Here is a 25,196-nt window from a genome sequence, read left to right as displayed (position 1 = left end):
AGTTCTGCCCCGGTACCCTTCCCCGCATGCCGGTCGCGATCGTCACCGACTCCACCGCGAGTCTCCCGCCGGAGCTGGCGGCGGAGCGAGGGATCGTCGTCGTACCTCTCCAGGTCGTGATCGGCGCGACGGTCTACGACGAGGGGGCCGACGGTGCGACGCCCGAGCTGGTGGCGGCCGCGCTCAAGGAGTGGCGCCCGGTCAGCACGTCGCGACCGGGCCCGGCCATGCTGCTCGACGTCTACGAGCAGGCGGCTCGCGACGGCGCGACCGAGATCGTGTCGGTGCACCTCTCGGGAGACATGAGCGGCACCTTCGAGTCGGCACAGCTGGCCGCCCGCGACGCCTCGGTGCGGGTGATCCCCGTGGACAGCCGCCAGGTGGGCGTGGCGACCGGGTACGCGGCGCTGACGGCTGCGGACGTCGTCGACGCGGGTGGCACGGCCGATGAGGCGGCGGCCGCAGCGCGCGAGCGGGCGGCCGCGTCGTCCTCGCTCTTCTACGTCGACACGTTGGAGTACCTGCGCCGAGGCGGGCGCATCGGCGCGGCCGCGGCGCTCCTCGGCGGCGCCCTGGCGGTGAAGCCCCTGCTCCAGATCGAGGACGGCAAGGTCGCCTCGCTGGAGCGGGTCCGGACCTCGACCCGGGCGCTGGCCCGGCTCGAGGAGCTGGCCGTGCAGCGCGCCGGCGACGTGCCGGTCGACGTGTGCGTCGCCCACCTCGCCAACCCCGACCGCGCGGGCGTGCTCACCGAGAAGCTGGCGACGCGTCTGGAGGAGAACCTCGAGGGCCGCGAGGTCTGGTGCGGCGAGCTCGGCGCGGTGCTCGGCGCCCACGTGGGCCCGGGCATGATCGCCGTCTGCGTGGCGCCGCGCCCGTAGGCCCGTCGGGTCGCGCCGCAGCCAGGAACCGTCCACAGGAGCCGGTCGGCACCGGGTTCTCCACAGACGTACGCCGCTGCTCGTCCCGCGGTCGGTGACGCTGCCTAGCGTCGCGGCATGACCTCTCTCCGACCTCGAGCCGACCACCGGGAGGCTGTCGCCCGGCGGCTCGCATCGCTGACCGCCGAGCTCGCCGAGACCCGCCCGGACGAGCCCCCGGGACCCGCCGCTGACGAGCCCTGGCTGGCGGACCACACCCGCATCCGACCGTTGCGGGCGGTGCCCGACCCGCTCCCGGAGCCCCGGTCGGACGAGCCCCTCGAGCTGCCGCCGGTCGTGCCGGCCGTGGGCCGACACGCGGCGCGACGAGGCTCGGGACCGGGCCTGCTGCCGGACGCGTTGCGGGGCCGGGTCGCGCTCGGTCCGAGCCAGCTCGCGATCGTCGCCGTGCTCGTGGCCGTCGGCCTCGCCGTGACCGGGTGGTGGCTGGTGCGCGGCGATCCGGAGCGCCTGGAAGCGCCGGTCGCGCCGACCGGGCCGTCGGTGTCCGGGGCAGCCGCGCCGCTCGCGGACGCGTCTCCGGCCGCGGCGGGCACGTCCGGCACGGCCGGCACCGTCGCGGCCACCTCGGTGACGGTCGACGTGACCGGGAAGGTGCGCCATCCCGGCATCGTGGTCCTCGACGTGGGTGCCCGGGTGGTCGACGCCCTCGAGGCGGCGGGCGGGACACCACCGCGCGTGGACCTCTCGTCCCTCAACCTCGCGCGGGTGCTCGTCGACGGCGAGCAGGTCGTCGTGGGCGGCCCGGCCGCACCGGCCGGGGGCGCGACCGCGGCGACCGCCGGCGCCCCGGGAGGGCCGCTGGTCAACCTGAACGCGGCCACGCAGTCGGAGCTCGAGGCGTTGCCCGAGGTCGGGCCGGTGACCGCGCAGTCGATCCTGGCGTGGCGCACCGAGCACGGCGGCTTCTCGTCGGTCGACGAGCTGCTCGAGGTCGACGGCATCGGCGACGCGACACTCGCCCAGATCACCCCCTACGTGACGGTCTGAGGTGGACCGGCCCGACCTGCGGATGCTCGCCCTCGCCGGCGCGGCTTGGGCGGGGGCGGGCCTCGGCCGGTGGGTGGGGTGGTGGACGCTCCTCACCCTGGTCGCGGGCCTCGGCGCGGTCTGGCTGGCGCGTCGGCGGGTCGCGGTCGCGACGGCGCGCACGGCGGTCGGGGCGCTCCTGGTGCTCGCAGCCGCCGGGACCGTCACCGTGCTCCGGCTCGACCAGGTCGACCACAGCCCGGTCGGCGTCCTCGCCGCCGACGGCGCCGTGGTCCGCGTGGTCGGCACCGTCCGGTCCGACCCGCGGAAGGTCTCGGCCCGCTACGGCGACCTGGTGGTGACCCGGCTCGAGCTCCGTCAGGTGACCGGCCGCGGCTCGACCTACGCGACCGCCGCGCCGGTCGTGGTGATCGGGGATGCCGACTGGCTCGACGTGCCGCTGGGCGCACGGGTGCGAGCGACCGGTCGCCTCGGCCCGGCGGACGACGACGACCTCGCGGCCGTGCTGTCGGCGCGCGGCCCTCCCGAGGTCGTCGCCGCCCCGGACGTGTGGTGGCGCGGCGCCGCGGCGGTGCGAGCCGCGATCCGGGAGTCGGTCGCCCACCGGCCGGCCGACCAGCGCGCGCTGGTGCCGGCGCTGGTCGACGGCGACGACGCGGGGCTGGCCGAGACCCTCGCCGACGACTTCCGGACGACCGGGCTGACCCACCTGCTCGCGGTCTCGGGCACCAACCTCACGCTCGTGGTCGGCTTCCTGCTCGTGCTCGCGCGCTGGGCCGGGCTGCGTGGCCGGTCGCTGCTCGTCGTCGGTGCGCTGGGCATCGTCGGCTTCGTGCTCCTGGCCCGGACCGAGCCGAGCGTGTTGCGTGCGGCCGTCATGGGATCGGTGGCGCTCCTCGCCCTCGGTGCCGACGGTCGGCGTCGCGGCGCCCGCGCCCTGGGCGTGGCGGTCGTGGTGCTGCTGCTCGTGCAACCGGGGCTGGCGGTGCAGGCGGGTTTCGCTCTCTCGGTGCTGGCCACCGCCGGGATCGTCCTGCTCGCCCCGGGGTGGCGGGACGCGCTCGCCCGGTGGCTGCCCCGGTGGGCGGCCGAGGCGATCGCCGTACCGTCCGCCGCGCAGCTGGCCTGCACCCCGGTGGTCGCCGGGCTGTCCGGACAAGTGAGCCTGGTCGCCGTCGTGGCCAACCTCGCGGCAGCGCCGGTCGTCGGCCCGGCGACGGTGCTCGGGCTGGTCGCCGGGCTGGTGGGTCTGGTGCTCCCGGCCGTCGGGCGGCTGCTGGGGACGCTGGCCGGGTGGTGCGTGGCGTGGATCATCGCGGTGGCGACCCGCGGCGCGGCCCTGCCGACCGCGGCGCTGGAGTGGGGGACCGGCGTGCTCGCCCTGAGCGTCCTGACGGTCGTCGTCGTGGCGATCGCCGTGGTCGGACCGTTCCTCCTCCGCAGGCCCGTCACCGGGGTCGGCTGCTGCCTGCTGGTCGTGCTGGCGGTGTGCGTGCGGCCGCCGTCGCCGGGCTGGCCGCCACCGGGCTGGGTGCTGGTGGCCTGCGACGTCGGGCAGGGCGACGCACTCGTCCTGAACGCCGGGCCCGGCGCCGCCGTCGTCGTCGACAGCGGCCCCGACCCGGTCGCGGTCGACCGCTGCCTGGACGGGCTGGGCGTGGAGGAGGTGCCGCTGGTGGTGCTGACCCACTTCCACGCCGACCACGTCGACGGGCTGTCGGGGGTCTTCGAGGACCGCCAGGTCGGTGCGGTGGAGACGACGACCCTGCTCGACCCGCCCGGCGGTGTCGGCGAGGTCGGTTCGGTGGCTGGGGAGGCAGGCCTGACACCCAGCCCGGCGCCGTACGGCGCGACCCGGCGGATCGGCGCCGTGACCCTCCAGGCGCTCTGGCCGCCGCCGGGGGCTCCGACGACCGGACCCGGTGACGGCAGCACGGCCAACGAAGCCAGCGTGGTGCTGCTGGCCGAGGTGCACGGGGTCCGGATCCTGCTCACGGGCGACGTCGAGCCGGAGGGGCAGGCGGCGCTCGCGCAGGCGTTGCCGGGGCTGACGGTGGACGTGCTGAAGGTGCCGCACCACGGCAGCCGCTACCAGGACGAGCCGTGGCTGCTGTCGCTGCGGGCGCGGGTCGCGCTGGTCAGCGTGGGGGCCGACAACGACTACGGCCACCCCGCCGAGGCCGCCCTGGCCCCCCTCGAGGCCGCCGGCACCCGGGTGCTCCGCACCGACCAGCAGGGCGACCTCGCGGTCGTCGTCGAGCGCGGCGACCTGGCCACGGCGACCCGTTGAGAGGAACGGGCTAGCGGGTCACCAGCACGACGACGCGGCGGTTCTCCTTGCGGCCGGTCGCGCTGCCTCCGACGACGGCCGGGCGGTCCGGCCCGTAGCCGATCGAGGACGCGCGGACGCCGGCGCGCATCCGCACCAGTGCGGAGCAGACGGCCGCCGCCCGCTGGCGGGAGAGCACCAGCTCGTGCCGGCGGGAGCCGGCGTAGTCGGTGAAGCCCTCGCAGCGCACCGCCCGGGCCCGGGCCCGCAGGACGACGGCGAGGGCCCGGACCTGGGCCCGCCCGGTCGCGGTCAGCCGCGCGCTGTCGAAGGCGAAGAGGCCGTCGCCGCTGAGCGTCGCGGCCTCGCCGCGCACCAGGTCGCGGCCGCGCATGCGCTGCACCGGATAGGCGTCGACCCCGCCGGCGGTCGCCCGCCAGGCGGTCGTACGACGCTCCGGCCCGCGGTACGACGTCGGGTGCGTCGGCGGCGCGACCTGGCCCGCGCGGTCGATCGCCGGCAGGGTGGCGGCCGTGGCGCGCCGGACCGTGATCGTGAGGTCGCGCTCGGCGGTGGTGCCAGCGGCGTCGGTCACCTCGACGGTGGCCGTGCGCGCGCCGGGACGGGTCGGACGGCCCTGGAGCCGGCCGCCGGCCGTCAGCCCGAGGCCGGGCGGCAGGCTCCCGGCGGTGACCGCGAAGGTGTAGGGCCGCACGCCTCCCACCGCGGTGAGCCGGCCCGCGTACCGCGCGCCGACCTCGCCGGTCGGCAGGTGGCGGGAGCTCGGGCCGTGCAGGGCCGGCGCTGCCGGGGCGGGTGCGGTGGGCGAGGTGGTCGGGGTCGGCGTCGGCGTCGGGGTGGGCGTCATCGACGGAGCCGTGACGGTCACGCCGCCGGGCGCCGAGGAGGCCGCCTCGTAGAGGAATATCCGCTCGGCGGAGCGCGCGGTCACGGTGAAGGATCCGGCCGTGGGGTACGCCACCGTGCAGGTCGCGGTGCCCCCGTCGACGGGCACGTCGGTGCAGCCGGGGAGCGCGGTCGAGCCGGAGGTGGTGTCGTAGAAGGTGACCGGCTCGGTGCCGGTCGAGGGGGTGGCGGTCCAGGTGACGGTCTCGCCCGTCTGGGCGGTGCTCGCCGAGGGCGTCAGGGTGAGCGTCGTCGCGACGGCGGTGTCGGAGGGGGAGGCGATCAGCACCCGGCCGGCGGTGAAGTCGCCGATGTAGAGGCGACGGTGCGTCGGGTCCACGGCGGGCCAGGTCAGGTAGTCGTTGACGGCGTTCGGGGTGATCGTGTTCGTGGTCGTGCCGGTCCGGCCGTCGACGACGGACAGGGTGCCGTCGCCGTTGTTGGTGGTGAAGACGGCGTCGGATCCCGGCGCCACGGCCACGCCGGACGGCGTGTTGCCCACCGGCACCGATGTGACGGCGTTGCCGTGGTCGACGTCGACGACCTTGAGGGTGGTGCCGGACGCGAAGCCGACGTAGAGGCGCCCGTCGGCGTACGCGAGACCGGCCGGGCTGCCGCCGACGGCGATCGTCGACGGTGCTGCGCCGGACAGCGGGACGACGTCGACGAGGCCCGCGGTGGAGTCCGAGACGTAGGCGACGTGCCGAACGGAGTCGACCGCGGCGCCGACGTGCGAGTCGCCGCTCTGGCCGACCGGCAGGGCCAGCGAGGTCAGGGCGTGCGTGACCGGGTTGATCACGCCGATCGTGGCCCCGGCGGAGTAGAAGCTGACCACGACGGTGCCGGTGGTCTCGTCCACGGCGACCCAGTAGGGGTTGGAGCCGACGGCACCGAGACCGGTGGTCGCGACGGTGGTGACCACGGTCATCGTGCTCGGGTCGACGACGGTGACGCTGCCGCTGCTGTAGTTGGCGGCATAGACGTAGCCGTTGACCGGGTTGTAGGCCGCGCCGAGCGGGAAGCTGCCCACGGGGGCGGTCGCGCCGGCCGTGCCGTCGCCGCCGATCTCGCGCAGTGAGTTCGTGGAGCGACCGACGACGTACGCCGTGTCGGCGGTCGGGTCCACCGCGATGCCCCAGGGGCCGGCGACCGGGACTCCTGTTGGGGCCGCCTCGGCCGGCGCACCACCGAGCATCGGCGTCGACAGGGCGAGCAGGAGGGCAGCGGCGAGGACACGGTTCACCTCACCTCCATCGGTCGGACGCGGTCCCGGTGAAGCGAAACGGCTGAATCGCCCCGCACCGACCAGCGCTCCGGACGTCGGTGCGCTGTGGCAGGCTTGCCGCACCATGGCAGGTCCTTCACAGCCGCGCGCGGCAGACGTCCTCGGTCGGGTCACGCTGGTGACCGGCAAGGAGGAGTTCCTCAACGAGCGCACCGTCGCAGCGGTCCGCGACAGCGTCCGGCACTTCGACTCCGAGTCGGAGTTCTCCGAGACGGTCGGCTCGGACCTCTCCCTGGCGACGCTGGGCGAGCTGGCGGCGCCTTCGCTGTTCTCCAGCATCCGGTGCGTGGTGGTCCGTGGCCTCGAGAACCTCCCCGAAGAGTCGGTCGACGGGCTGCTGGCGTACGCCGCCGCCCCGTCGGAGGAGGTCGCGCTCGTGCTCGTGCACGGCGGCGGGCAGAAGGGCAGTGGCACGCTCACCAAGCTGCGCAAGATCGACACCGTCACGGAGTCGAAGTCCGGCGAGCTGCGCCCGTCGGAGTACCCCAGCTTCGTGGCCTCCGAGGTCCGGGGTCACGGGGCGACGATCGATCCCGACGCCGCCGACTTCCTCGTGCAGGCGGTCGGGCAGGACCTGCGCTCGCTCGCGGCGGCAGCGGACCAGCTGACCAGCGACTTCGCCGGCCAGTCGATCACCGCCGAGAAGGTGAAGCAGTACTTCGGGGGCCGGGCCGAGGCCAAGTCGTTCGCGGTCGCCGACGCCGCCTTCTGGGGGCGCCGGACCGAGGCGCTGGAGGAGCTGCGCTGGGCGCTCGACGGCGGTACGGCGGCGGTGCTGGTCACGTCCGCGTTCGCCGGCGGCGCCCGCGGGGTGGCGCGCTACAGGTCCGCGCCGCGCGGGATGCGCGAGGCCGACCTGGCTCGCGAGGTGGGGGTGCCGCCGTGGAAGCTGCGCACCATCCGCGACCAGTCCCGCGGCTGGTCCGACGGCGGCATCGCCCGAGCGATCCAGGCGATCGCCCGGGCCGACGCCGACATCAAGGGCGCCGCGAGCGACGCGTCGTACACGCTCGAGCGGCTGGTGCTCACCGTGACCGCGCTGCGCGATCCCCGCTAGTCGATCCCCGCTCGACAAAGGTCCGGAGACGACACTGACCCGCCAGATCTGAGATCTGACGGGTCAGTGGAAACGACCGACGTGCCGCCCGTGAGGGCGGCGGGGTGGATCAGAGCGAAGCGGCCTTCTTGGCGATCGCGGACTTGCGGTTCGCGGCCTGGTTCTTGTGGATGACGCCCTTGGAGGCGGCCTTGTCGAGCTTCTTGGCGGCGTCCTGGCCGAGCTTGACGGCCTGGTCCTTGTCGCCGGCCTCGGCGGCCTCGCGGAACTTGCGGACGGCGGACTTCAGGCCGGTCTTGACGGCCTTGTTGCGCTCGTGCGCCTTCTCGTTCTGCTTGTTGCGCTTGATCTGGGACTTGATGTTCGCCACTGGTGTGCCTTCGCGTCGATGATGGTTCGGTCGTTTTACGTCGGGGTGCGCGCACGGTGAGACCACTCGTGGCGCGACGGACAACGTTAGCAGTGGGGTTCGATACCGCCAAAACCGTGGCCGGCCCGCTCAGAGCCAGCCACGACGCTCCGCGAGCCAGCGCCAGCAGACCTCGCCCTGCCACCGCTGCGCGTCCCGGATGTACGGCGAGGTCGGGGGCACCGGCTGGGCCGCCGACATCAGGAAGTATCCCGTGACCAGGGCGATCACGACGTCGATCGACTCGGCGGGCAGGTCCCGGGTCAGGGGAGCCGCGGCGAGGACGGCGTCGACGTCCAGGCCGTCGCCGCGCGGTCCGATCATCAGGAAGACGGTGTCCAGCCACGCGGCGCCGACGACCGGCCAGTTCCAGTCGCAGAGCAGCACCCGGCCGTCCGCGGCGAGCAGCAGGTTGTCGTCGCGGATGTCGGTGTGCACCAGCGTCGTGCCGTCCGCGACCTCGGCGAAGCGAGCGGCCAGGGCGGCCGCGTCGTCGAGGTGCTCGGCGAGACCCGGCAGGTCGGGGAGGTCGGCGCGCACCTTCTCCCAGTACGCCGGCCAGTCGGCGAACTCGGCGACGAACGACTCGCCGTCGACCCCGGCCGGAGCGGGTGTCAGGCCGTCCGCCATCTGCTCGGTCATGGCCAGGCAGGCGGCGAGGTCGGCGACCTGCCACGGCCGGCGCGGGGGCCGCGAGTCGACGTGCTCGATCCCGAGGACCACCCAGTCCTCGTCTGCGAGCGACCAGAGCAGTCGCGGGGCGGGCGCGGTCGGTGGCAGCAGTGCCAGCTTGCGGGCCTCCTCGCGGTAGGCCTCGGCGAACATCCGCTGCGCCCGCACGGACGCGGCCTTCACGAAGTGCCGCGACCCGTCCTCACAGGTCAGCACCGAGGCGAAGCCGGGGGTGAAGCCCGCACCCTGCGAGGCGGCATCCACAACGGGCGAGCCGCACCTCCGCGAGATGAGAGCCCGGATCTGCGGAGGCAGGTGTGACCACTCGAGGCGCCGCGCCGTGCGGCCGTGCGGGATCGTCGTCGGGACAGGTGCTGCGGGCATGTCCCAATCCTTCACTACGCTGCGGCTGTGTCCGACACCGAGCGGGACCGCGGCTTCGAGCGGTTCATCACGTTCATCGACGCGATCGTCGCGATCGCGATCACGCTGCTGGTGCTGCCCCTCGTCGAGCTGACGGCCGACATCGAGGAGTACGGCTCTGTCGCCGACCTGCTCCGCGAGAACCAGGCCGAGATCTGGGCCTTCCTGCTCAGCTTCGCGGTCATCGCGCGGCTCTGGTTCGTCCAGCACGATGCGGTCCGGCACGTGCTCGGCTACGACCGGAGGGTCGCGCAGCTGCTGCTGCTCTGGGCGCTGACCATCGTGTTCCTCCCGTTCCCGACCGCGCTGGTCGCCGAGTCGGCCGACGACCGGGCCACCAAGGTCCTCTACATCGGCACGATGGTGCTCTCGGTCGTCCTCCTGACGCTGGTCGAGGCCTACGTGGAGCGTCACCCCGCCCTGACCGACGGACAGAACGACGCCGATCCGGTCAACGGCGCGGCCAACGTCGCGATGCTCGCGCTCGCCCTGGTGGTCACCCTCGCCGTTCCGCAGACCAGCTACTTCCCGCTGCTGCTCCTGCTCGTCGCGGACCGGGTGGCGGACGGGTGGCGGCGGCTGCGCGGACGCGGCGACCGGCGTACCTCTGTGGGAGAATGACGACGCCCCCCGTACGTGACCCGAGAGACGTCTGTGCCCAACGCTGCTGCGCCCCGCCCGGGGCAGACCGACCCCGCGATCATCCGCAACTTCTGCATCATCGCGCACATCGACCACGGCAAGTCGACGCTCGCCGACCGGATGCTCCAGCTCACCGGTGTCGTGGACGAGCGGGCCGCCCGCGCCCAGTACCTCGACCGCATGGACATCGAGCGCGAGCGGGGCATCACGATCAAGAGCCAGGCCGTCCGGATGCCCTGGACGGTGCCGGCCGACAACGACGAGGGCGCCGAGCCGGGCACCTACGTGCTCAACATGATCGACACGCCCGGCCACGTCGACTTCACCTACGAGGTGTCCCGCTCGCTCGAGGCGTGCGAGGCCGCGATCCTGCTCGTCGACGCGGCGCAGGGCATCGAGGCGCAGACCCTCGCCAACCTCTACCTCGCCATGGGCGCCGACCTGCACATCATCCCGGTGCTCAACAAGATCGACCTGCCCGGCGCCAACCCGGAGAAGTACGCCGCGGAGCTCGCCGGCCTGGTCGGCTGCGACCCCGCCGACGTGCTGCGGGTCAGCGCCAAGACCGGCGTCGGCGTGCCCGGCCTGCTCAACGAGATCGTCAAGCAGACCCCGGCCCCGGTCGGTGACGCCGACGCGGCGCCGCGCGCCCTGATCTTCGACTCCGTCTACGACACCTACCGCGGCGTGGTGACCTACGTCCGGGTCGTCGACGGCAAGCTCACGCACCGCGACCGGATCAAGATGATGTCGACGGGCGCCGTGCACGAGATGCTCGAGGTCGGCGTGATCAGCCCCGAGCCGGTGAAGGCCGGCGACCTCGGGGTCGGCGAGGTCGGCTACCTGATCACCGGCGTGAAGGATGTCCGCCAGTCCCGGGTCGGCGACACCGTCACCAGCCAGCACAACGGCGCCACGGACGCGCTCGGCGGCTACAAGCACCCGAACCCGATGGTCTACTCCGGCCTCTACCCGATCGACGGCGACGACTACCCGACGCTGCGCGACGCGCTCGAGCGGCTCCAGCTCAACGACGCGGCGCTGACCTTCGAGCCGGAGACCTCCGGCGCGCTCGGCTTCGGCTTCCGGATCGGCTTCCTCGGCCTCCTGCACATGGAGATCACCCGCGACCGCCTCGAGCGGGAGTTCAACCTCGACCTGATCTCGACCGCACCCAACGTCGTCTACGACGTGGTGATGGACGACGGCTCGGAGCTCGTCGTGACCAACCCGAGCGAGTACCCCGAGGGCAAGATCGCCGAGGTCCGCGAGCCGGTCGTGAAGGCGACGATCCTGTCGCCGAGCGACTACATCGGCACGATCATGGAGCTCTGCCAGACCAAGCGCGGCAACCTCCAGGGCATGGACTACCTCTCCGAGGACCGCGTCGAGATGCGCTACACCCTGCCGATGGGCGAGATCGTCTTCGACTTCTTCGACCAGCTGAAGTCGCGGACGAAGGGCTACGCCTCCCTCGACTACGAGCGCTCCGGGGAGCAGGCGGCCGACCTCGTCAAGGTCGACATCCTCCTGCAGGGCGAGCCGGTCGACGCCTTCTCGGCGATCGTGCACAAGGACGCGGCGTACTCCTACGGCGTGATGATGGCCGGCAAGCTCAAGGACCTGATCCCGCGCCAGCAGTTCGAGGTGCCGATCCAGGCCGCGATCGGCGCGCGCGTGATCGCCCGCGAGAACATCCGCGCGATCCGCAAGGACGTGCTCGCCAAGTGCTACGGCGGCGACATCACCCGCAAGCGCAAGCTGCTGGAGAAGCAGAAGGCCGGCAAGAAGCGGATGAAGAACATCGGGACCGTCGAGGTCCCGCCGGAGGCGTTCATCGCGGCGCTCTCCACCACGCAGCCCTCGGAGAAGTCCAAGAAGTGATCGTCCGGCCGGTCGCCGACCACGAGTGGCAGATCGTCGCCTGGCTATGGCAGGACTTCCGCCACGACCTGGGCACCGTCGTCAACGGCTTCCCGTACGCCGACGGTCGCTACCAGCACGCCTGGCTGGACGAGTACCCACGACCGGACGGGGTCGGCTACCTCGTCTGGCAGCCGCACCCGCAGACCGGGGAGGACGCTCCCGTCGCGTTCGCCACGGTGCGCGGCGTCGGCTCCGGCACCTGCACGATGCAGGCGTTCTTCGTCGTCCCGGCCGCGCGCCGCGGCGGACTCGGTCGCCGCTTCGCACGCGACGTGATGTCTCGGCACCCGGGCGGGTGGGAGGTCCCCTTCCAGGGCGGCAACGACCGCGCCGCCGCGTTCTGGCGCGTGGTCGCCACCGAGGCCTGGGGTGACGCCTGGGTCGAGACCGAGGAGCCGGTGCCCGGCAAGCCCGAGGTCGCACCGGACCACTGGATCCGGGCGACGTGATCAGGCTCCCGGACGGCCTCCTCGCGTTCGCCGCTCGCGGGCCGGAGTGGGAGTCGTTCCTCGACCGGCTGCCGGCGCTGGTCGGCGACCTCGTGGGGGAGTGGGAGCTGTCGGTCGACGGCGAGCCGACCCACGGGTACGCCGCCGTCGTCGTCCCCGTGCGCACCCCGTCGGGCCGTCCGGCCGTCCTGAAGGTCGGCTGGCCGCACGAGGAGGCCGAGCACGAGCACCTCGCGCTCCAGCACTGGCACGGCCGCGGCGCCGTGCAGCTCCTCCGCGCGGACCCGCGCCGGTTCGCACTCCTGCTCGAGCGGCTGCACCGCGAGGACCTCGGCGACCTGTGGGACGTCGAGGCGTGCGAGGTCGTCGCGGGGCTCTACGGCCGGCTGCACGTCCCCGCACCGCCGCAGCTGCGCAGCCTCGCGTCGTACGCCGAGCGCTGGGCCGCGGAGCTCGACGCCCTGCCGCGGGACGCGCCGCTGCCCCGTCGACTCGTCGAGCAGGCCGCGTCGCTCGCCCGCGACCTCGGCCGCGACGAGGCGAGCGCGGGGCGGATGATCCACACCGACCTCCACTACGCCAACGTGCTCGCCGGTGACCGCGAGCCGTGGCTGGCGATCGATCCGAAGCCGCTCGACGGTGACCCGCACTACGAGATCGCGCCGATGCTCTGGAACCGCTGGGACGAGCTGGCGTGCGCGCCCCGCGGGGTCCGCGACGGCCTCCGCCTGCGCTTCCACACCCTGGTCGACGTCGCCGGGTTCGACGAGCGCCGGGCCCGCGACTGGGTCGTGGTGCGGATGGTGGTCAACGCGCTGTGGCGCCTCCAGGACCCGCCGGGCACCCGGCGGCAGACGCCGACCGGCGACTACCTCACCCGGTGCGTCACCATCGCCAAGGCAGTCCAAGACTAGGTTTCAGGACTCCGGCTCACGGAAACGTTTCAGTCACACCTGCGTGACTCGGCACGCGCCACCGATGTCGGGGGACTGATGAACAACACGCCGTGGCCCACGGTCGACCGCACCTTTCTCGCTGCGCTCCGGGGGCGCCGTCCGACGCCGTTCGCGCACGGGCTGAGCGGGGACGCGCGGCTCTCGCTCGAGTCGATCGCCCGGCTCGGCGACGAGCTGGGTGCCGACTCCATCTCGGCGGAGAAGGCGCAGAAGCCGCTCGTCTCCGCCGACGCCGGTGCGGGCACGACCCTCGAGGTCGTCGCCGTCTCCGACCAGATCCGGGCGCTGGCCGCCAACGACTCGTGGTTCACGCTGCTGAACATCGAGCAGTCCGGGCCCTACCGCGAGCTCGTCGACCAGGTGCTCGAGGGGATGGCGGCAGGTGCCGGCCTCGACCCCCGCGAGATGAAGCGCCGCATGGGCTTCGTGTTCGCCAGCTCGCCCGGCTCGGTGACCGCCGCGCACTTCGACATCGAGCACAGCTTCCTGCTCCAGCTCGAGGGACACCGGCGCCTGGGGTTCGGCAGGTTCACGAGCACCGAGGACCGCGAGCGCGAGGTCCACCGCTACTGGAACGGCTCCTTCGGGCGGCTCGACAGCCTGCCCGAGCAGACCCTGGAGCTGGAGCTCGGGCCGGGTCAGGGCGCCTACATCCCGCCGTACACGCCGCACTGGATCGCCAACGGGGACGAGACGTCCCTGTCGCTGACGGTCACCTTCTTCAACCGCGACAACGCCGACGAGTCGATGGTCCAGGCCTTCAACGAGCGGCTCCGGCGTGCCGGGCTGACGCCGCGGACGTACGGCGACGCGCCCGTGCGCGACCGCGCCAAGGTGACGTTCATGCGGGCGTACGGCGCGGCCAAGCGGCGGATCAAGGGGCCCGAGACCTCAGCCTCGCACTGACCCGCCTCGCGGTGTCCTCGGCTGCCAGCTGCGCCCGCGCGACCCCGCCGTGGGCGGCCCGCAACCGGCCCACAGCCCGGACCTGGTCGGCGAACGAGGACTTGTAGCCCTCGTCGCCGCGCAGCAGGTCGACCTCGCGGCAGCCGGCCGCCAGGGCGTCCTCGATGACCGCGACGAGCAGCACGTTGCCCGCGCCGTCGTGCGCACCGTCGAGGGAGCGGGCCACCTGGTAGAGGCTGAGTCGGCCGGCGACGACGAACGCGAACGACACGGCCACGACGTCGGCGGCCGAGGCGAGCACGTCGACCCGGGCCTCGCCGGCCGCGACCCCCGAGGTCAGGGCGCGGGCGAGGGTGGGCAGCTCGGCCACGAGCGGCCCCCGGCCGTCACGTCCACGCTGCAGCGTCGCGAAGGCGTCGAACGCGGCGGGCAGGTCGGTGAGCGGGACGCGGCGGTGCCCGATCCCGGCAGCCGCCAACCGCCGCTCGGCCCGCCGCACGCTGCGCCGGAAGTTGGCGGACCTCCCGCCCAGGTAGGTCTCCGGAGCAGCGGGCAGGGGTTGGAAGGGCGCGACGTCGGCGTGCTCCGCCTCGGTCCCGGCCGCGCGCGACAGCAGGGAGTCGGCGACGACGCCGCGCACGTCGAGGACCCGCTGGCCGGGGCCGGCGAACCACGCACCGAGGGCATCGACGACGGCGTCCTCGGAGCCCGGCGCGGCCAGCGCGTCGAGGTGGTCGGGGCAGAGGACCTTCGGGCCCGGCGCGACCCAGCGCCGTACGCCGGCGACCCGGTGCGCCTCGAGGGCGAGGCCACCGACCAGCCGATCGCCCTCGAGCACCAGCGCGTACGTCGCGTCCGGGGCGACGCCCTCCACCCACCACGACCGCTGGAAGGGCGACGGCACCGGCTGGTCGAGGACCAGGGCGTCCCACGCCGGACGGAGCTCACCCAGCTGCGCCCGGTCCTCGACGCTCAGGGGTCCGGGCACACCGAGGACCCTAAGGCACGGGGTGAGACGAACCACTGACAGCCGATCCACAGCGTTTGAACCCTTTCAGCACCGGGCACGAGGTGTCCGAAAGATCCGTGCATCCTCTTCTCGGGGCCACGACGGCAGGTGGGACGGATTCCGTCATCTGCTCAGGGGGAACGTCAGGCATGCCCAAGGACCCGTCATCGACGAACGCGACGACCGGACCAGGCACACAGTCCGCAGCGAGAGGCAAGACCAGCACACCCAGCACGTCCAGCACGTCCAGCTCGTCCAGCACGTCCAGCACGACCGAGCGCGCGCAGGAGATGCGCACCCGGCTCGGCGCCCAGCGCGAGGCCGAGGAGATGCTGGCCGAGGCCAGCACGCTCCGTCGGACCGCGGCCGAGGAGGCCGAGACCATCGTCGCCGAGGCCGAGACCCTGGCGACCCAGCTGGTGACCGAGGCCCGCGAGGCCGCCGAGCAGCTCGCCGCCGAGGCCAAGGAGCGCGCCGACGGCATCCTGGCCCGCGCCTACTACGAGGCCGAGGACCTGCAGCGACATACGGAGGAGGAGCGCGCCCGCATCCGTGAGGAGGTCGTGGCCGCCGGCCGCGCCGAGATCGAGGAGTTCCGGGCGAGGTCCGCGGACTCGCTCGACAGCGCGGAGGCCGGTCTGTCGCGGTTGGCGCCGAGCCTGGAGGGGGCCGTGGCCACGGTCTCCGAGGTGCTGCGCTCGCTCGAGGTGCTGCGGCACGGCCCGGCCGAGGTCGAGGTGGCCGCGCCGGCTGTTCTCGCGCCGCGTACGTCGGGCTCGGACACCGACGCCGACCCGGCGGAGCCGCCGCAGCAGGCCGCCGAGCCGGCCGCTGAGGTCGCTCCCGCCACGAAGCCGGACGACGCCGAGGCGCGTCCGCTCGGGTGGCTCTTCCGCGCGTCGCAGACCTGAGCCGGGCGGAGATCAGCATGAGGGGGACCATGCGCACCGTCACGACGATCATCACGCTGATCGCTGTCGGCATCGCCGGCGCCGGCTGCTCGGGTGTGTCGAGCAAGGTGGGCGGCGGCCCGGACGCCGACACGGCCACGACCCAGTCCGCGGCGCGGCCGGTCCTGGTGACGCAGGACTGGGGCGTCGTGGACGGGATGCTCTCCGTGGTCGTCCGCAACACCACGGACCGCACGCTCCAGAGCGCGAGCGCCGTCATCACCGCTCGCGACGACAACGACGTGCTGGTCGCGTCGACCCTCGAGGCCCCGACCGGGACCTGCTGCGCGGTGACGAACCTGCCGCCGGGCGACGAGTTCGGCTTCTACGTCGACATCGGTGACGACGCCGACCAGATCGACCGGGTCGACGTCGCCTACCGGCAGGTGTCCTGGGGGACCGCGGACGAGACGACCGCGAACACGCTCAGCGCTCGCCCGGTCCGGCTCGACGGCAACGGCCTCGGCGCCGTCGTCGTCGCTGACGTCCGCAACACGGGGCCGTTGGTCGACCAGGCCAGCGTGCAGGCGTTCCTGTACGGCGCCGACGGTGACTTCCTCGCCGTGGTGTCCGGACGGTGGTACTGCTTCTCCCGGGGCGCCCACGAGATTGCGATGCAGCTGCTCCACCCGGTCCCGGACGGCACCCAGGTCTACCGGGTCGTCATCCATCCAGTCACGGACGATCCCGATGGGACCGCACTGAACTGTGCGGGCCCGGCGCGGGCTCGCTGACTCGCAGCGCATGCACCCCACCACCACCACCACCGAGCGCGCCGACGCGCCGCACTGGACCGTCGGCGACCGTCTGGCCGCCTTCGCCGTGCTCCTCCCGGGCACGGCCGACGGGCCCGTCGTGCTGGCACTCGGGGACGACCTGGCGCCGCACCTGCAGGCCGCGTTCCCCGGTGCGATCGCCCTGACCGACAGCGAGACCGCCGACGGCTGGCCCGATCCGGCGCGGGTGGTCCGCTGGGACGGGGTCCGAGTGCCGCTGGCGGTCGGGTCGGCCGGGCTGGTCGTCGTCGACGAGCGTCGGTACGTCGTCGACGCGGTCGCCGCGCTCGCCTCGGCCGACGGGGTCGTGGCCGTGGTCGGCGACGACGGGCCGTTCCTGCTCTACCCCAGCGCGGAGAGCCCCGAGCTCGTCTGGCGCCGGTCCTGGCCGGTGCACATGCCGAGCGGGCCGGTGCCGTGGGTGCGCCGGTGGTTGGGGCTCACGGTCGGGCGGGGGACCGCCGTCCCGCGGCTCCGCGTGTCCGGGGACCGGCCGACGCTGGCCGACGAGGTCGTGCGCGACCTGGCGGCGACGACCGGGTGCGACGGCGAGCTGGTCGGGGTGATCACGGCCGGCCACGTGGTGCTCCGGGTGCGGACCACGCAGGGCGACGTCGCCGTCCGGCTCTCGCTGACCGACGCCGGGCGCGAGATCGACGCTGCTCCGCGCGTCCTGCACGACGTCCCTGCCGCGCGGCCGTTCCTGCCCGCCGTCCTCGCCGAGGGCGAGACCGCCGGGCGCGCCTGGGTCGCGACCGCGTGGGTCCCGGGACGCCGGCGCGCGGTCTGGCCATGGCCCGCGCCCGACCGGCAGTGGGCGATCGCAGACGAGCTGGCCGGGGTGCTCGGTGCCCAGGAGACCGGACGGACCGCCCCGGGGTGGTCGTCGCGCTGGTGCGATCGCGCCCACGTCGTACCCACCGAGCAGCGCGCGCGCTGGGCGGACGCGATGGACGTCCTCGACGACGGCCTGCCGACCGGCTGGTGCCACGGGGACCTGTGGCCGGGCAACGTGCTGCTCGACGGCGACGGCGCCACGGTCATCGACTGGGACAACGCCAGCCCCGACGCGCCGCTCGGGATCGACACCCTGCTGGTGCACGCACTCCGCGAGACCGGTGGATCGGACGAGCTCGTGAGCGAGTGCCTCCTCCGGCTCGTCGACGACGAGCTGTGCGGCACGACGGTCGCCGGTCGGCCCTGGACCCGGTGGTCGCCCAGCGAGCGTCGGGCGCTCGCGGTCGCCGCCGTCGTGCTCTACCTCCGCAACCGGTCGCTGCACGACCTCGGCCAAGACCTCCTGGAGCGACACCTCGCCGCTGTCGACGACGCTCTCGGTGCCAGTGCGTCGCCACCCGGTACGCCGGTCCGGCCCGAGCCCGCGCAGCCGGAGCCCCCCAGCGTCGAGGCCGCCCGGACGGCGCGCGGTGCGCTGTGGCTGGCCACCAACGGGATCGTCGTCAAGACCTCGCAGACCGTCGTCCTCCTCACGCTGGCCGCGATGCTCGCGCCGTCCGCCCTCGGCGTGATCGCCCTCGGCACCCTGGTCGCGAACATCTCCGCGGTGGTGACGAGCCTCGGGACCGCCAGTGCCCTCGTCTACTGGCGGGGTGACGTCGAGCGGGCGGCGCGCACCGCCGTGACCGTGGGCGTCGGCATGGGCGCCGGGATCGCCGCGGTGCTGTGGCTGGCCGCGCCCGGGTTGGCGTCGGCGTTCCATGCCGCGGACGGTGGCGCCGCCGTGATCCGCGGCCTCACCGTCACGCTGCCGTTCCTCGCCGTCGCCGCGGTGACCAACGAGCTGCTGCGCCGCCGCCTCGCCTTCGTCCGCCGGATCATCCCCGACACGACCTCGTCGGTGGTCGGGGCGATCGTGGCGATCGCCCTGGCCTCCCAGGGGCACGGGGTGATGGCGCTGGTCGTCGGCCAGATCGTCCAGGCGAGCCTGACCATGGTCCTGGCCTGGGTGGTGCACCCGCCGGTCCTCCCGGGCTGGAACCTCGAGGACGCCCGCGGCCTGCTGTCGTACGGCGGGCCGTACGCCGGCGCGAACCTGCTCGAGCTCGTGCAGCTCAACATCGACTACCTGATCGTCTCGAGGGTGCTCGGCGGCGAGGCGCTCGGTCAGTACTCCCTGGCCTTCCGCCTGGCCTTCATGCCCTACCTGATGGTCGTCGTGGTGGTGTCGGGTGCCGCCTTCCCGTACCTGTGCCGCCAGCGCGGCGTCGACCTCGGACGCGCGGCGGTGACGGTGATGACCGCGGCGCTGACGCTGGTCGCGCCGATCTGCCTGGGCCTCGCGCTCTTCGGCGACCAGCTGGTGCTGCTCGGCGACAAGTGGCAGCCGGCCGTCCCGGTCGTGGCGTGGCTGGCGGCGTACGCCGCGCTGCTCAGCGTCGGCCAGCTCGTGCAGACCTCGCTGAACGCCGCGGGTCGGCCCACGATCTCGATGTGCCTGCGGCTGTGCCACCTCGTCCTCCTCTTCCTCGCGCTCGTGCTGCTGGCCGGGCACGGGATCACCGCGGTGGCGATCGGTCAGGTCGCCGTCGTGTCGGTGGTCTCGCTCGTCGCGCTCACGCTCGCGCGGCTGTACGTCACCGGCTTCTCGCTGCGTCGCCTGGTCACCTCGCTGCGACCGGCGCTGGCCGGCCTGGGCGTGATGGCTGCGGTCGTGCTCGTGCTGCGCGAGGTCCTGGAGCTCGATGACCCATCACTCGCCGGACTCCTCGTCGTTGGGGCGGCCGGGGTGGTCGCGTACGGCGCGACCGTCTGGGTGCTCGATCGCGACCACCTGCGCGAGGCCGGTGCGTTGCTGAGGAGGACGTCGTGAAGAGCGGAGTGCGGATGCTGGGCACGGTCGCGCGCCCGATCGCGACCGGCGTGCGCCGGCTGTCGGGGTCGCCCGGGCTCACCGTCATCGGCTGGCACCGGGTCGACGGGCGGACCGAGGGACTCTCGACCGGCGTCGACGACTTCCGGCGCCACCTCGACACCCTCGATGCGTGGGGCGCCCAGGTGCTGCCGCTGGACGTGGCGGTCGACGCGCTCGCGCGGGGGACCCTCCCGGACCGGGCCGTCGTGCTGACCTTCGACGACGGCTACGCCAGTGTCGTCGAGACCGCCTGGCCGATCCTGCGCGACCGCGGTCTGCCGGCGACGATGTTCGTCGTCTCCGGCTACCTGACCGGTGACCTGCGCTTCGGCTGGGACGAGCTCGAGCCGCACCACGACCGGCACCGCCTGGTCCGGTCGGACGAGCTCCGGGCGGTCGCCGCCGACGGGCTCGACATCGGGTCGCACACGGTGTCGCACCCGTGGCTGCCCGGCCTGGACGCCGACGCCGTCAAGCGCGAGCTCGTCGACTCGCGCGTGGCCCTCGAGGAGCTGCTCGCCCGCCCGGTGCACTCGCTCGCCTACCCGACCGGCGGGTGGACGCCGGCCGTGCGTGCGGCCGCGGCCGCGGCCGGCTACCGGGTCGCGATCACCGTCGACCGTGGCCTGAACACCGACCGGACGCCGCTGCTGTCCCTGCGCCGGGCCTTCGTCCCGACCGAGCCGGCGGACCTGCGCCTGGTGCTCGACGGCGCCTACACGATGCTGCGCCCGCTCGACAGCCTGCGCCGTCGTCGAGGCCCGGCGTGGTGACCGCGACCGCGGCCGGACCTGCGCGCCGGGTGTCCCCGCCGCCCCGGCGTACGGCGTGGACGGTGGTGGTGCCGCTCCTCGCCGCCGTCGTGCTCGGAGCGCTGGCCGGGTTCGCGGCCCTTCCCGTCCTGCTCGCGGCGCTCGCGCTCGTGGTGGGCGCGGCGGTCGTCCTCCGGCTCGAGTGGGTCGCCCTGGCCCTGGTCGCGGTCTCGGTCTTCGAGGACTACGCCGCCCACGCCGGACCGGGTGTGGTCAAGGGGCTGGCCGTGCTGCTGGTGGTCGCGTGGCTGATCCGCCGCTGCCGGGGTCGGCTGCACCACGCACCCCGCAGCCCGGTGCTGGTCGCGGCCCTCGCGTTCGTCGTGGTGCTGCTGCTCGCGACCGCGCTGCACAACAACGGGGCGGCCGGGCGCGACGTGCTGCTGCGCTACGCCGGGTTCCTGGCGGTGCTCTTCGTCCTGGCCGACGTGCTGCGCGGCGGCCTGAGGCCGGCGCGGCTCGCCCAGGTGTACGTCGTGGCCGCGGCAGCGGCCGCCGTCTGCGGGCTCCTCACCTTCGCCCTCGGCGCGGACCGGCGGGTCGGGGGCCCGATCGGTGACCCCAACGACTTCGCGTTCTTCCTGCTCCCGGCGGTCGCGCTCGGGCTCGCCGTCCGCCGGACCACCCGTCGCTCGTGGCCCTGGGACGCGGCCACGGTCGTGGTGCTGGTCGCCACGCTCGGCACGCTCTCGCGCGGCGCGCTGGTGGGGCTGTCGGTGATGGCGGTGCTCGCGGTGGCCGCCGGCATGATCAGGCTGCGGGGTGCGGTAGCCCTGGTGGCCGTCGTGTCCATGGCGGCCGGGCTGGTGGCGGTCGCCTTCCCGGGCCTGGTGTCGGTCAGCCTGCAGCAGAAGGACTTCGTCGCCCAGCAGAACGTCTCGGAGCGGCTCGACCTCTGGACGGCCGCGGCCGAGATGACCGTCACCCACCCGGTCCTGGGGATGGGGCCCGGCGCGTTCGCGCTCCACCACAGGGATTTCACGACGTCCCTGCCCGACGACATCAACCACCCGCTCGACGTCGCCCACAACACCTGGCTCGAGCTGTCGAGCGAGCTGGGCGTGCTCGGCTTCCTGGCCTTCCTGGCGATGCTCGTCGTCGCGTTCGCCCAGGCCTGGTCGGTGTGGCGACGTCGTCGCGACCCGGTGGCGGCGGCGGTGTGCGTGGGACTGGTCGGCACGGCGGCGTCGGCCACCTTCGTCACCGAGCAGTACTACCTGCCGATGTGGCTGCTCTGCGCGCTCGCCGTCGGCGTCGCCGCCCACGCGGATGCCCGGGAGGACGACGCATGAGCGCGCTGCGGATCGTCCAGGTCACGACCCAGACGACGGGCGGACCGGCTGAGCACGCCGTCGACGTCGCGATCGGCCTGGCCGCGCGCGGCCACGACAGCCACGTCGTCGGTCCGCGGACGAGCCGGGCGGACGAGGCCGGGGCGGCCGGCGTCACGTGGCACGACGTGCCCCTCGTCTCCAAGCGGGACCTCCGCGGCGCCCTGTCCGGCGCCGGGTGCCTGCGCCGGCTGCGGCCCGACGTCGTCCACCTCCAGGACCGCCGGGCCGGGTGGCTCGGCCGCGGACTGGGCCCGGCGCTCCGTGCCCGCGACCGCCGCGTCGGCGTGGTCTACACGCTGCACGGCGTCGCGGACGGGCTCTCCGACCTGGTTGCCGGCAACGTCCGCGCGGCACCTCGCCGACGCCGCGACCGGTGGTACTACCTCACGGGCGAGCGCGCGATCACCCGGTGGGGAGGGGGCCGCGTCGTCGTGCCGAGCCACGCGGTCGCGGCGTACGCCGTCGAGCACGTCGGGCTGCCCCCCGGGATCGTCGACGTCGTGCCCAACGGGGTCGACCCGGCGCGTTTCGAGATGGCCGTCCCGGCCGCCGACGGGCCGTCCGCCGTCTGGGTCGGCGTCCTCGGTGCGGTGAAGCGCACGGACCTGCTGCTGGATGCCGTCGCCGCCGTCCCCGACCTGCGGCTGGTGGTCGTCGGCGACGGCCCCCTGCGCGACCGGGTGGAGCGGCGCAGCGCGGCCCCGGACCTCGCAGACCGGGTCGAGCTCACGGGCTGGGTCGACGACCCCGCCGCCCGGCTCGCGCGCGCCGACGTCTACGTGCTGACCTCGGACGCCGAGAACTGCCCGCTGTCCCTCCTGGAGGCGATGGCCACGGGCCTGCCGGTGGTGGCGACCGCCGTCGGGGGCGTGCCGGAGGTGGTCCGCGACGGAGTCGACGGGCTGCTCTGCCCGGCCGGCGACGGCCGCGCGATCGTCGCCGCTCTCGACAGGCTCGCGGCCGACCCGGCCCTCCGGCGCCGGATGGGTGCGTCGGCCCGCCAGCGGGTCGTCGACGCCTACACGCTCGACCACTGCGTCGACGGCCTGCTCACCAGCTATGCCGCGAGCCGGGGAGGTGCGTGATGCGTGCGTTGACCGTGATCGCCGAGATGGGCTCGGGTGGCGCCGAGCGGGTGGTGACCGACCTGGTCGGTCACCTGGTCGCCACGGGTCACGAGGCCTGTGTCGCCAGCAGCGGCGGCTGGCGTGCGGACGCGCTTGCGGTCGCGGGGGTCTGCACGCTCGAGGTTCCCCTGCGCGAGAGCGGACCGGGCTCGCTGGCCCGCGCGGTCGCGCGGCTGCGCCGGGAGACCGCGGCCCGACCGGTCGACGTCGTGCACGCCCACAACGTTCGCGCCACCCTCGCCGCCCACCTGGCGACCCGGGTCGGACGCCGTACCAAGCCGCCGCTGGTCACCACCGTGCACGGGCTGGCCGACGCCGACTACCCGCGCGCCGCACGGCTGCTCGCCGTCTGCGACGCCGTCGTCGCCGTCTCGGACGACGTCGCGGGCCGCCTGGCCCGCGGCGGCGTGGACGAGCGCCGTCTGCGCGTCGTCGAGAACGCCGTGCCCCCGCCGGTCTTCCGACCCGGCGGCTCCGACCAGGTGCGCGACGAGCTCGGGCTCACCGGACCGATGCCGGTCGTGCTCTGCGTCGCGCGCCTGGCGAGCCCGAAGCGGGTCGACCTGCTCCTCGACGCCTGGACGGACGTGCCGGACGTGACGCTCCTGGTCGTCGGCGACGGCCCGGACCGTGAGGCGCTCGAGCGGCGGGCGGCACCCTCGGGCGACCGCGTGCGGTTCCTGGGCGAGCGCCGCGACGTCGACCGGCTGCTCGGCGCCGCCGACCTCCTGGTACTGCCGAGCGACCGGGAGGGCCTGCCGATGGCGGTGCTCGAGGCAATGGCGGCCGGCGTGCCCGTCGTCGCGAGCGCCGTGGGCGGCATCCCGCAGCTCGGCGCCGACGTGGTGGAGCTGGTCGCGGAGCCCCGTCCGGAGGCGTTCGCCGCCGCCGTACGACGGGTGCTGGACGACCAGGACCGCTACCGCGCGATGGCGACGGCCGGTCGCGATCTGGTGGATCAACGGTTTTCGTCGTCCCGGATGCAGTCCGGCTACGCCCTCGTCTTCGAAGACGTCCAGAAAGTGAGGAGAACCTCGTGACCAATCTTTTGTTGTCACGTTGAACCAAATGTCCGCAGGGTCGGTCAGCCGACCGCTGACGCCCTCGGACGAGCCAGGTCGGGGAGACCACCGCGCCGCACGACGATCTCGGGCGGACGGGCTGCACGACAAACGGGGGAGTGATGGAAGCCGAGCACGTCGTACGAGCAGTGTCGCGCCACAAGATCTTGGTGGTGGCGATCATCCTGATGACGTTGGGGGCTGCGGGGGTGGGCCTGTGGCTCGCGCCCAAGACCTACGACGCCACGGCCACCGTGTCGGTGGTGACCGCGCCGTCGTCGACCGATCCTCTCGAGGACGTCGACGCGCTGCGCAGCAGCATCGGGGAGCTGGCCAACTCCCAGGACGTCCTCGCCGACGTCGCCTCACGGCTGAACGAGCCGCGCAGCACCGACCAGCTCCGCCATGCGATCACCGGTGAGTGGGTCGCCGGCACGATCCTGGTCCAGATCGGCGCCAGCGACTCTGATCCCGAGGTCGCCGCCGAGATCGCCAACACCGTCGCCGACGTGCTGCCGATGTACGACGTCAGCAACGGAGCGCTGGTCTACACCACGAGCAACCCGGCCCGGCCGCCCACGACCTTCTCCAGCCCCAGCATCCTGCTGGGCGCCGGTGTCTCCGTCGTGCTCGCGCTGGTCCTCGCCGTCTGCGGGGCGGTGCTCCGCGAGCGCCGTACCTCCGGTCTCGGCGACGCGGCCGAGGTCGAGCGCCTGGTCGGAGCCCCGGTCCTCGCGACCCTGGCACCCCCGAAGGACCCCACCACCGTGCCGGCGCTCTACCCGGGCACGGCGGCGGCCGACGTGTTCCGCCGGCTGAGGATCGGCCTCGAGGCGGAGGCCAGCTCCGACCCGGTCAGCCTGGTCGTGGTCGCCGACGTGACCGACGGCGACGTCAGCGTCTGGCTCGGCGCCAACCTCGCGGTCTCGCTCGCCAACGTGCACCGGCGGGTGCTGCTCGTCGACGGCCGGGTGGGTGGCCAGGAGGGCAGCCCGATCGCCGCGCCGGACACGATCGGCCTCTACGACGTACTCACCGGCGCCGACCTCGACGACGCCCTCAGCCCCGGCCCCGTCGACAACCTCACCGTGCTGCCCGCCGGGGAGTGGGGCGGTGAGACCGCCGAGACCCTCCTCGAGACGGAGTTCGCCGCGGCGATGACCCGGGCCGTCGGGCGCTTCGACATCGTCGTCGTGCTGGCGCCCTCGCTCAGCGCCTGCGAGGACGCCCGCATCATGGCCGCGGGCGGTTCACTCGTCCTCGCGGTGCCGGACAGCGGCGTCACCCAGCAGGAGATCCGCCGCCACACGTCGCGGATCCGTGCGGTGGGGGTGCGGCTGCTCGGCGTCGTCCTGGTCGGCAAGAACGCCGAGCGGGTCCCGGCCCGGTCCTGACGCGAGTACGGGTACGCGTAGTCACCCGCT

General features: G+C 74.0%; 21 protein-coding genes. 17 read left to right on the top strand and 4 right to left on the bottom strand.

Annotated features, from left to right (window positions below):
* Window positions 1-26 precede the first annotated feature (26 nt).
* The 3 genes from ASC77_RS06580 (at window position 27) to ASC77_RS06570 (ending at window position 4,221) form a co-directional block, all read left to right on the top strand.
* Entirely contained in the window at window positions 27-881 is an 855-nt protein-coding gene (locus tag ASC77_RS06580) for a DegV family protein (RefSeq protein ID WP_056150277.1), read from the top strand.
* Window positions 882-998: 117 nt separating this feature from the next.
* Window positions 999-1,931 (top strand): helix-hairpin-helix domain-containing protein, encoded by a 933-nt coding sequence (locus ASC77_RS06575; RefSeq protein WP_056150275.1) that lies wholly within the window; start codon window positions 999-1,001, stop codon window positions 1,929-1,931.
* Between the two features lies 1 nt (window position 1,932).
* Complete coding sequence (locus ASC77_RS06570; protein WP_235547519.1) at window positions 1,933-4,221, top strand: ComEC/Rec2 family competence protein; 2,289 nt, start codon at window positions 1,933-1,935, stop codon at window positions 4,219-4,221.
* Between the two features lie 10 nt (window positions 4,222-4,231).
* On the opposite strand, the gene ASC77_RS06565 is transcribed toward ASC77_RS06570, so the two are convergent.
* Window positions 4,232-6,349: an OmpA family protein gene (locus tag ASC77_RS06565; RefSeq protein ID WP_056150272.1), complete on the bottom strand. Its 2,118-nt coding sequence runs from the start codon at window positions 6,347-6,349 to the stop codon at window positions 4,232-4,234.
* A gap of 106 nt (window positions 6,350-6,455) precedes the next feature.
* Here ASC77_RS06565 and holA point away from each other — a divergent pair, with 106 nt between their 5' ends.
* On the top strand, window positions 6,456-7,448 hold the full coding sequence (gene holA / locus ASC77_RS06560) for a DNA polymerase III subunit delta (protein WP_056150270.1): 993 nt from the start codon (window positions 6,456-6,458) through the stop codon (window positions 7,446-7,448).
* Between the two features lie 109 nt (window positions 7,449-7,557).
* Here the strand turns inward: holA and rpsT are convergent, their stop codons facing one another.
* Entirely contained in the window at window positions 7,558-7,818 is a 261-nt protein-coding gene (gene rpsT, locus ASC77_RS06555) for a 30S ribosomal protein S20 (RefSeq protein WP_056150268.1), read from the bottom strand.
* Window positions 7,819-7,947: 129 nt separating this feature from the next.
* Window positions 7,948-8,913 (bottom strand): phosphotransferase family protein, encoded by a 966-nt coding sequence (locus ASC77_RS06550; RefSeq protein ID WP_056150266.1) that lies wholly within the window; start codon window positions 8,911-8,913, stop codon window positions 7,948-7,950.
* A 27-nt stretch (window positions 8,914-8,940) separates the two neighbouring features.
* Here ASC77_RS06550 and ASC77_RS06545 point away from each other — a divergent pair, with 27 nt between their 5' ends.
* The 5 genes from ASC77_RS06545 (at window position 8,941) to ASC77_RS06525 (ending at window position 13,831) form a co-directional block, all read left to right on the top strand.
* Complete coding sequence (locus ASC77_RS06545) at window positions 8,941-9,573, top strand: TMEM175 family protein (protein ID WP_056150264.1); 633 nt, start codon at window positions 8,941-8,943, stop codon at window positions 9,571-9,573.
* Window positions 9,574-9,606: 33 nt separating this feature from the next.
* Complete coding sequence (lepA, locus tag ASC77_RS06540) at window positions 9,607-11,478, top strand: translation elongation factor 4 (protein WP_056150262.1); 1,872 nt, start codon at window positions 9,607-9,609, stop codon at window positions 11,476-11,478.
* Window positions 11,475-11,969 (top strand): hypothetical protein, encoded by a 495-nt coding sequence (locus ASC77_RS06535; RefSeq protein ID WP_056150260.1) that lies wholly within the window; start codon window positions 11,475-11,477, stop codon window positions 11,967-11,969. Before lepA ends, ASC77_RS06535 begins: the two co-directional genes overlap by 4 nt.
* Window positions 11,966-12,883 carry an aminoglycoside phosphotransferase family protein gene (locus ASC77_RS06530; RefSeq protein WP_056150257.1) on the top strand — a complete coding sequence of 306 codons (918 nt, stop codon included), beginning with the start codon at window positions 11,966-11,968 and terminating at the stop codon, window positions 12,881-12,883. The genes ASC77_RS06535 and ASC77_RS06530 overlap by 4 nt, the downstream gene beginning before the upstream one ends.
* 78 nt (window positions 12,884-12,961) lie before the next feature.
* Complete coding sequence (locus ASC77_RS06525; protein WP_056150255.1) at window positions 12,962-13,831, top strand: JmjC domain-containing protein; 870 nt, start codon at window positions 12,962-12,964, stop codon at window positions 13,829-13,831.
* On the opposite strand, the gene ASC77_RS06520 is transcribed toward ASC77_RS06525, so the two are convergent.
* Window positions 13,800-14,819, bottom strand: a complete 1,020-nt coding sequence (locus ASC77_RS06520) for a GNAT family N-acetyltransferase (protein ID WP_056150253.1) — start codon at window positions 14,817-14,819, stop codon at window positions 13,800-13,802. The genes ASC77_RS06525 and ASC77_RS06520 overlap by 32 nt on opposite strands.
* 311 nt (window positions 14,820-15,130) lie before the next feature.
* Between ASC77_RS06520 and ASC77_RS06515 the strand changes: the two genes are divergently transcribed.
* The 8 genes from ASC77_RS06515 to ASC77_RS06480 all read left to right on the top strand — a co-directional run bounded on the left by ASC77_RS06515 (window position 15,131) and on the right by ASC77_RS06480 (window position 25,166).
* The gene (locus ASC77_RS06515; RefSeq protein WP_056150251.1) at window positions 15,131-15,751 is read left to right on the top strand and encodes a hypothetical protein; all 621 of its coding nucleotides are present in this window, start codon (window positions 15,131-15,133) and stop codon (window positions 15,749-15,751) included.
* 17 nt (window positions 15,752-15,768) lie between these two features.
* Complete coding sequence (locus ASC77_RS06510) at window positions 15,769-16,524, top strand: FxLYD domain-containing protein (protein ID WP_162249801.1); 756 nt, start codon at window positions 15,769-15,771, stop codon at window positions 16,522-16,524.
* A 10-nt stretch (window positions 16,525-16,534) separates the two neighbouring features.
* Window positions 16,535-19,396, top strand: coding sequence for an oligosaccharide flippase family protein (locus ASC77_RS06505; RefSeq protein ID WP_156390959.1), 2,862 nt, complete (start codon window positions 16,535-16,537; stop codon window positions 19,394-19,396).
* Window positions 19,393-20,211, top strand: a complete 819-nt coding sequence (locus ASC77_RS06500; protein WP_056150244.1) for a polysaccharide deacetylase family protein — start codon at window positions 19,393-19,395, stop codon at window positions 20,209-20,211. Before ASC77_RS06505 ends, ASC77_RS06500 begins: the two co-directional genes overlap by 4 nt.
* Window positions 20,208-21,542, top strand: a complete 1,335-nt coding sequence (locus ASC77_RS06495; RefSeq protein ID WP_156390958.1) for an O-antigen ligase family protein — start codon at window positions 20,208-20,210, stop codon at window positions 21,540-21,542. Before ASC77_RS06500 ends, ASC77_RS06495 begins: the two co-directional genes overlap by 4 nt.
* A complete protein-coding gene (locus tag ASC77_RS06490; RefSeq protein ID WP_056150240.1) occupies window positions 21,539-22,669 on the top strand; it encodes a glycosyltransferase family 4 protein in 1,131 nt (376 codons plus the stop codon). Before ASC77_RS06495 ends, ASC77_RS06490 begins: the two co-directional genes overlap by 4 nt.
* The gene (locus tag ASC77_RS06485) at window positions 22,669-23,751 is read left to right on the top strand and encodes a glycosyltransferase family 4 protein (protein ID WP_056150238.1); all 1,083 of its coding nucleotides are present in this window, start codon (window positions 22,669-22,671) and stop codon (window positions 23,749-23,751) included. The genes ASC77_RS06490 and ASC77_RS06485 overlap by 1 nt, the downstream gene beginning before the upstream one ends.
* A gap of 143 nt (window positions 23,752-23,894) precedes the next feature.
* Window positions 23,895-25,166 (top strand): Wzz/FepE/Etk N-terminal domain-containing protein, encoded by a 1,272-nt coding sequence (locus ASC77_RS06480; RefSeq protein WP_082574533.1) that lies wholly within the window; start codon window positions 23,895-23,897, stop codon window positions 25,164-25,166.
* The last annotated feature ends 30 nt before the right edge of the window (window positions 25,167-25,196 follow it).

The organism is Nocardioides sp. Root1257 (assembly GCF_001425175.1).
In the GTDB taxonomy this organism is placed as follows: Bacteria; Actinomycetota; Actinomycetes; order Propionibacteriales; family Nocardioidaceae; genus Nocardioides.
The sequence above is the reverse complement of the archived record's forward strand: the minus strand, read 5'-3'. Positions and strand labels throughout refer to the sequence as shown.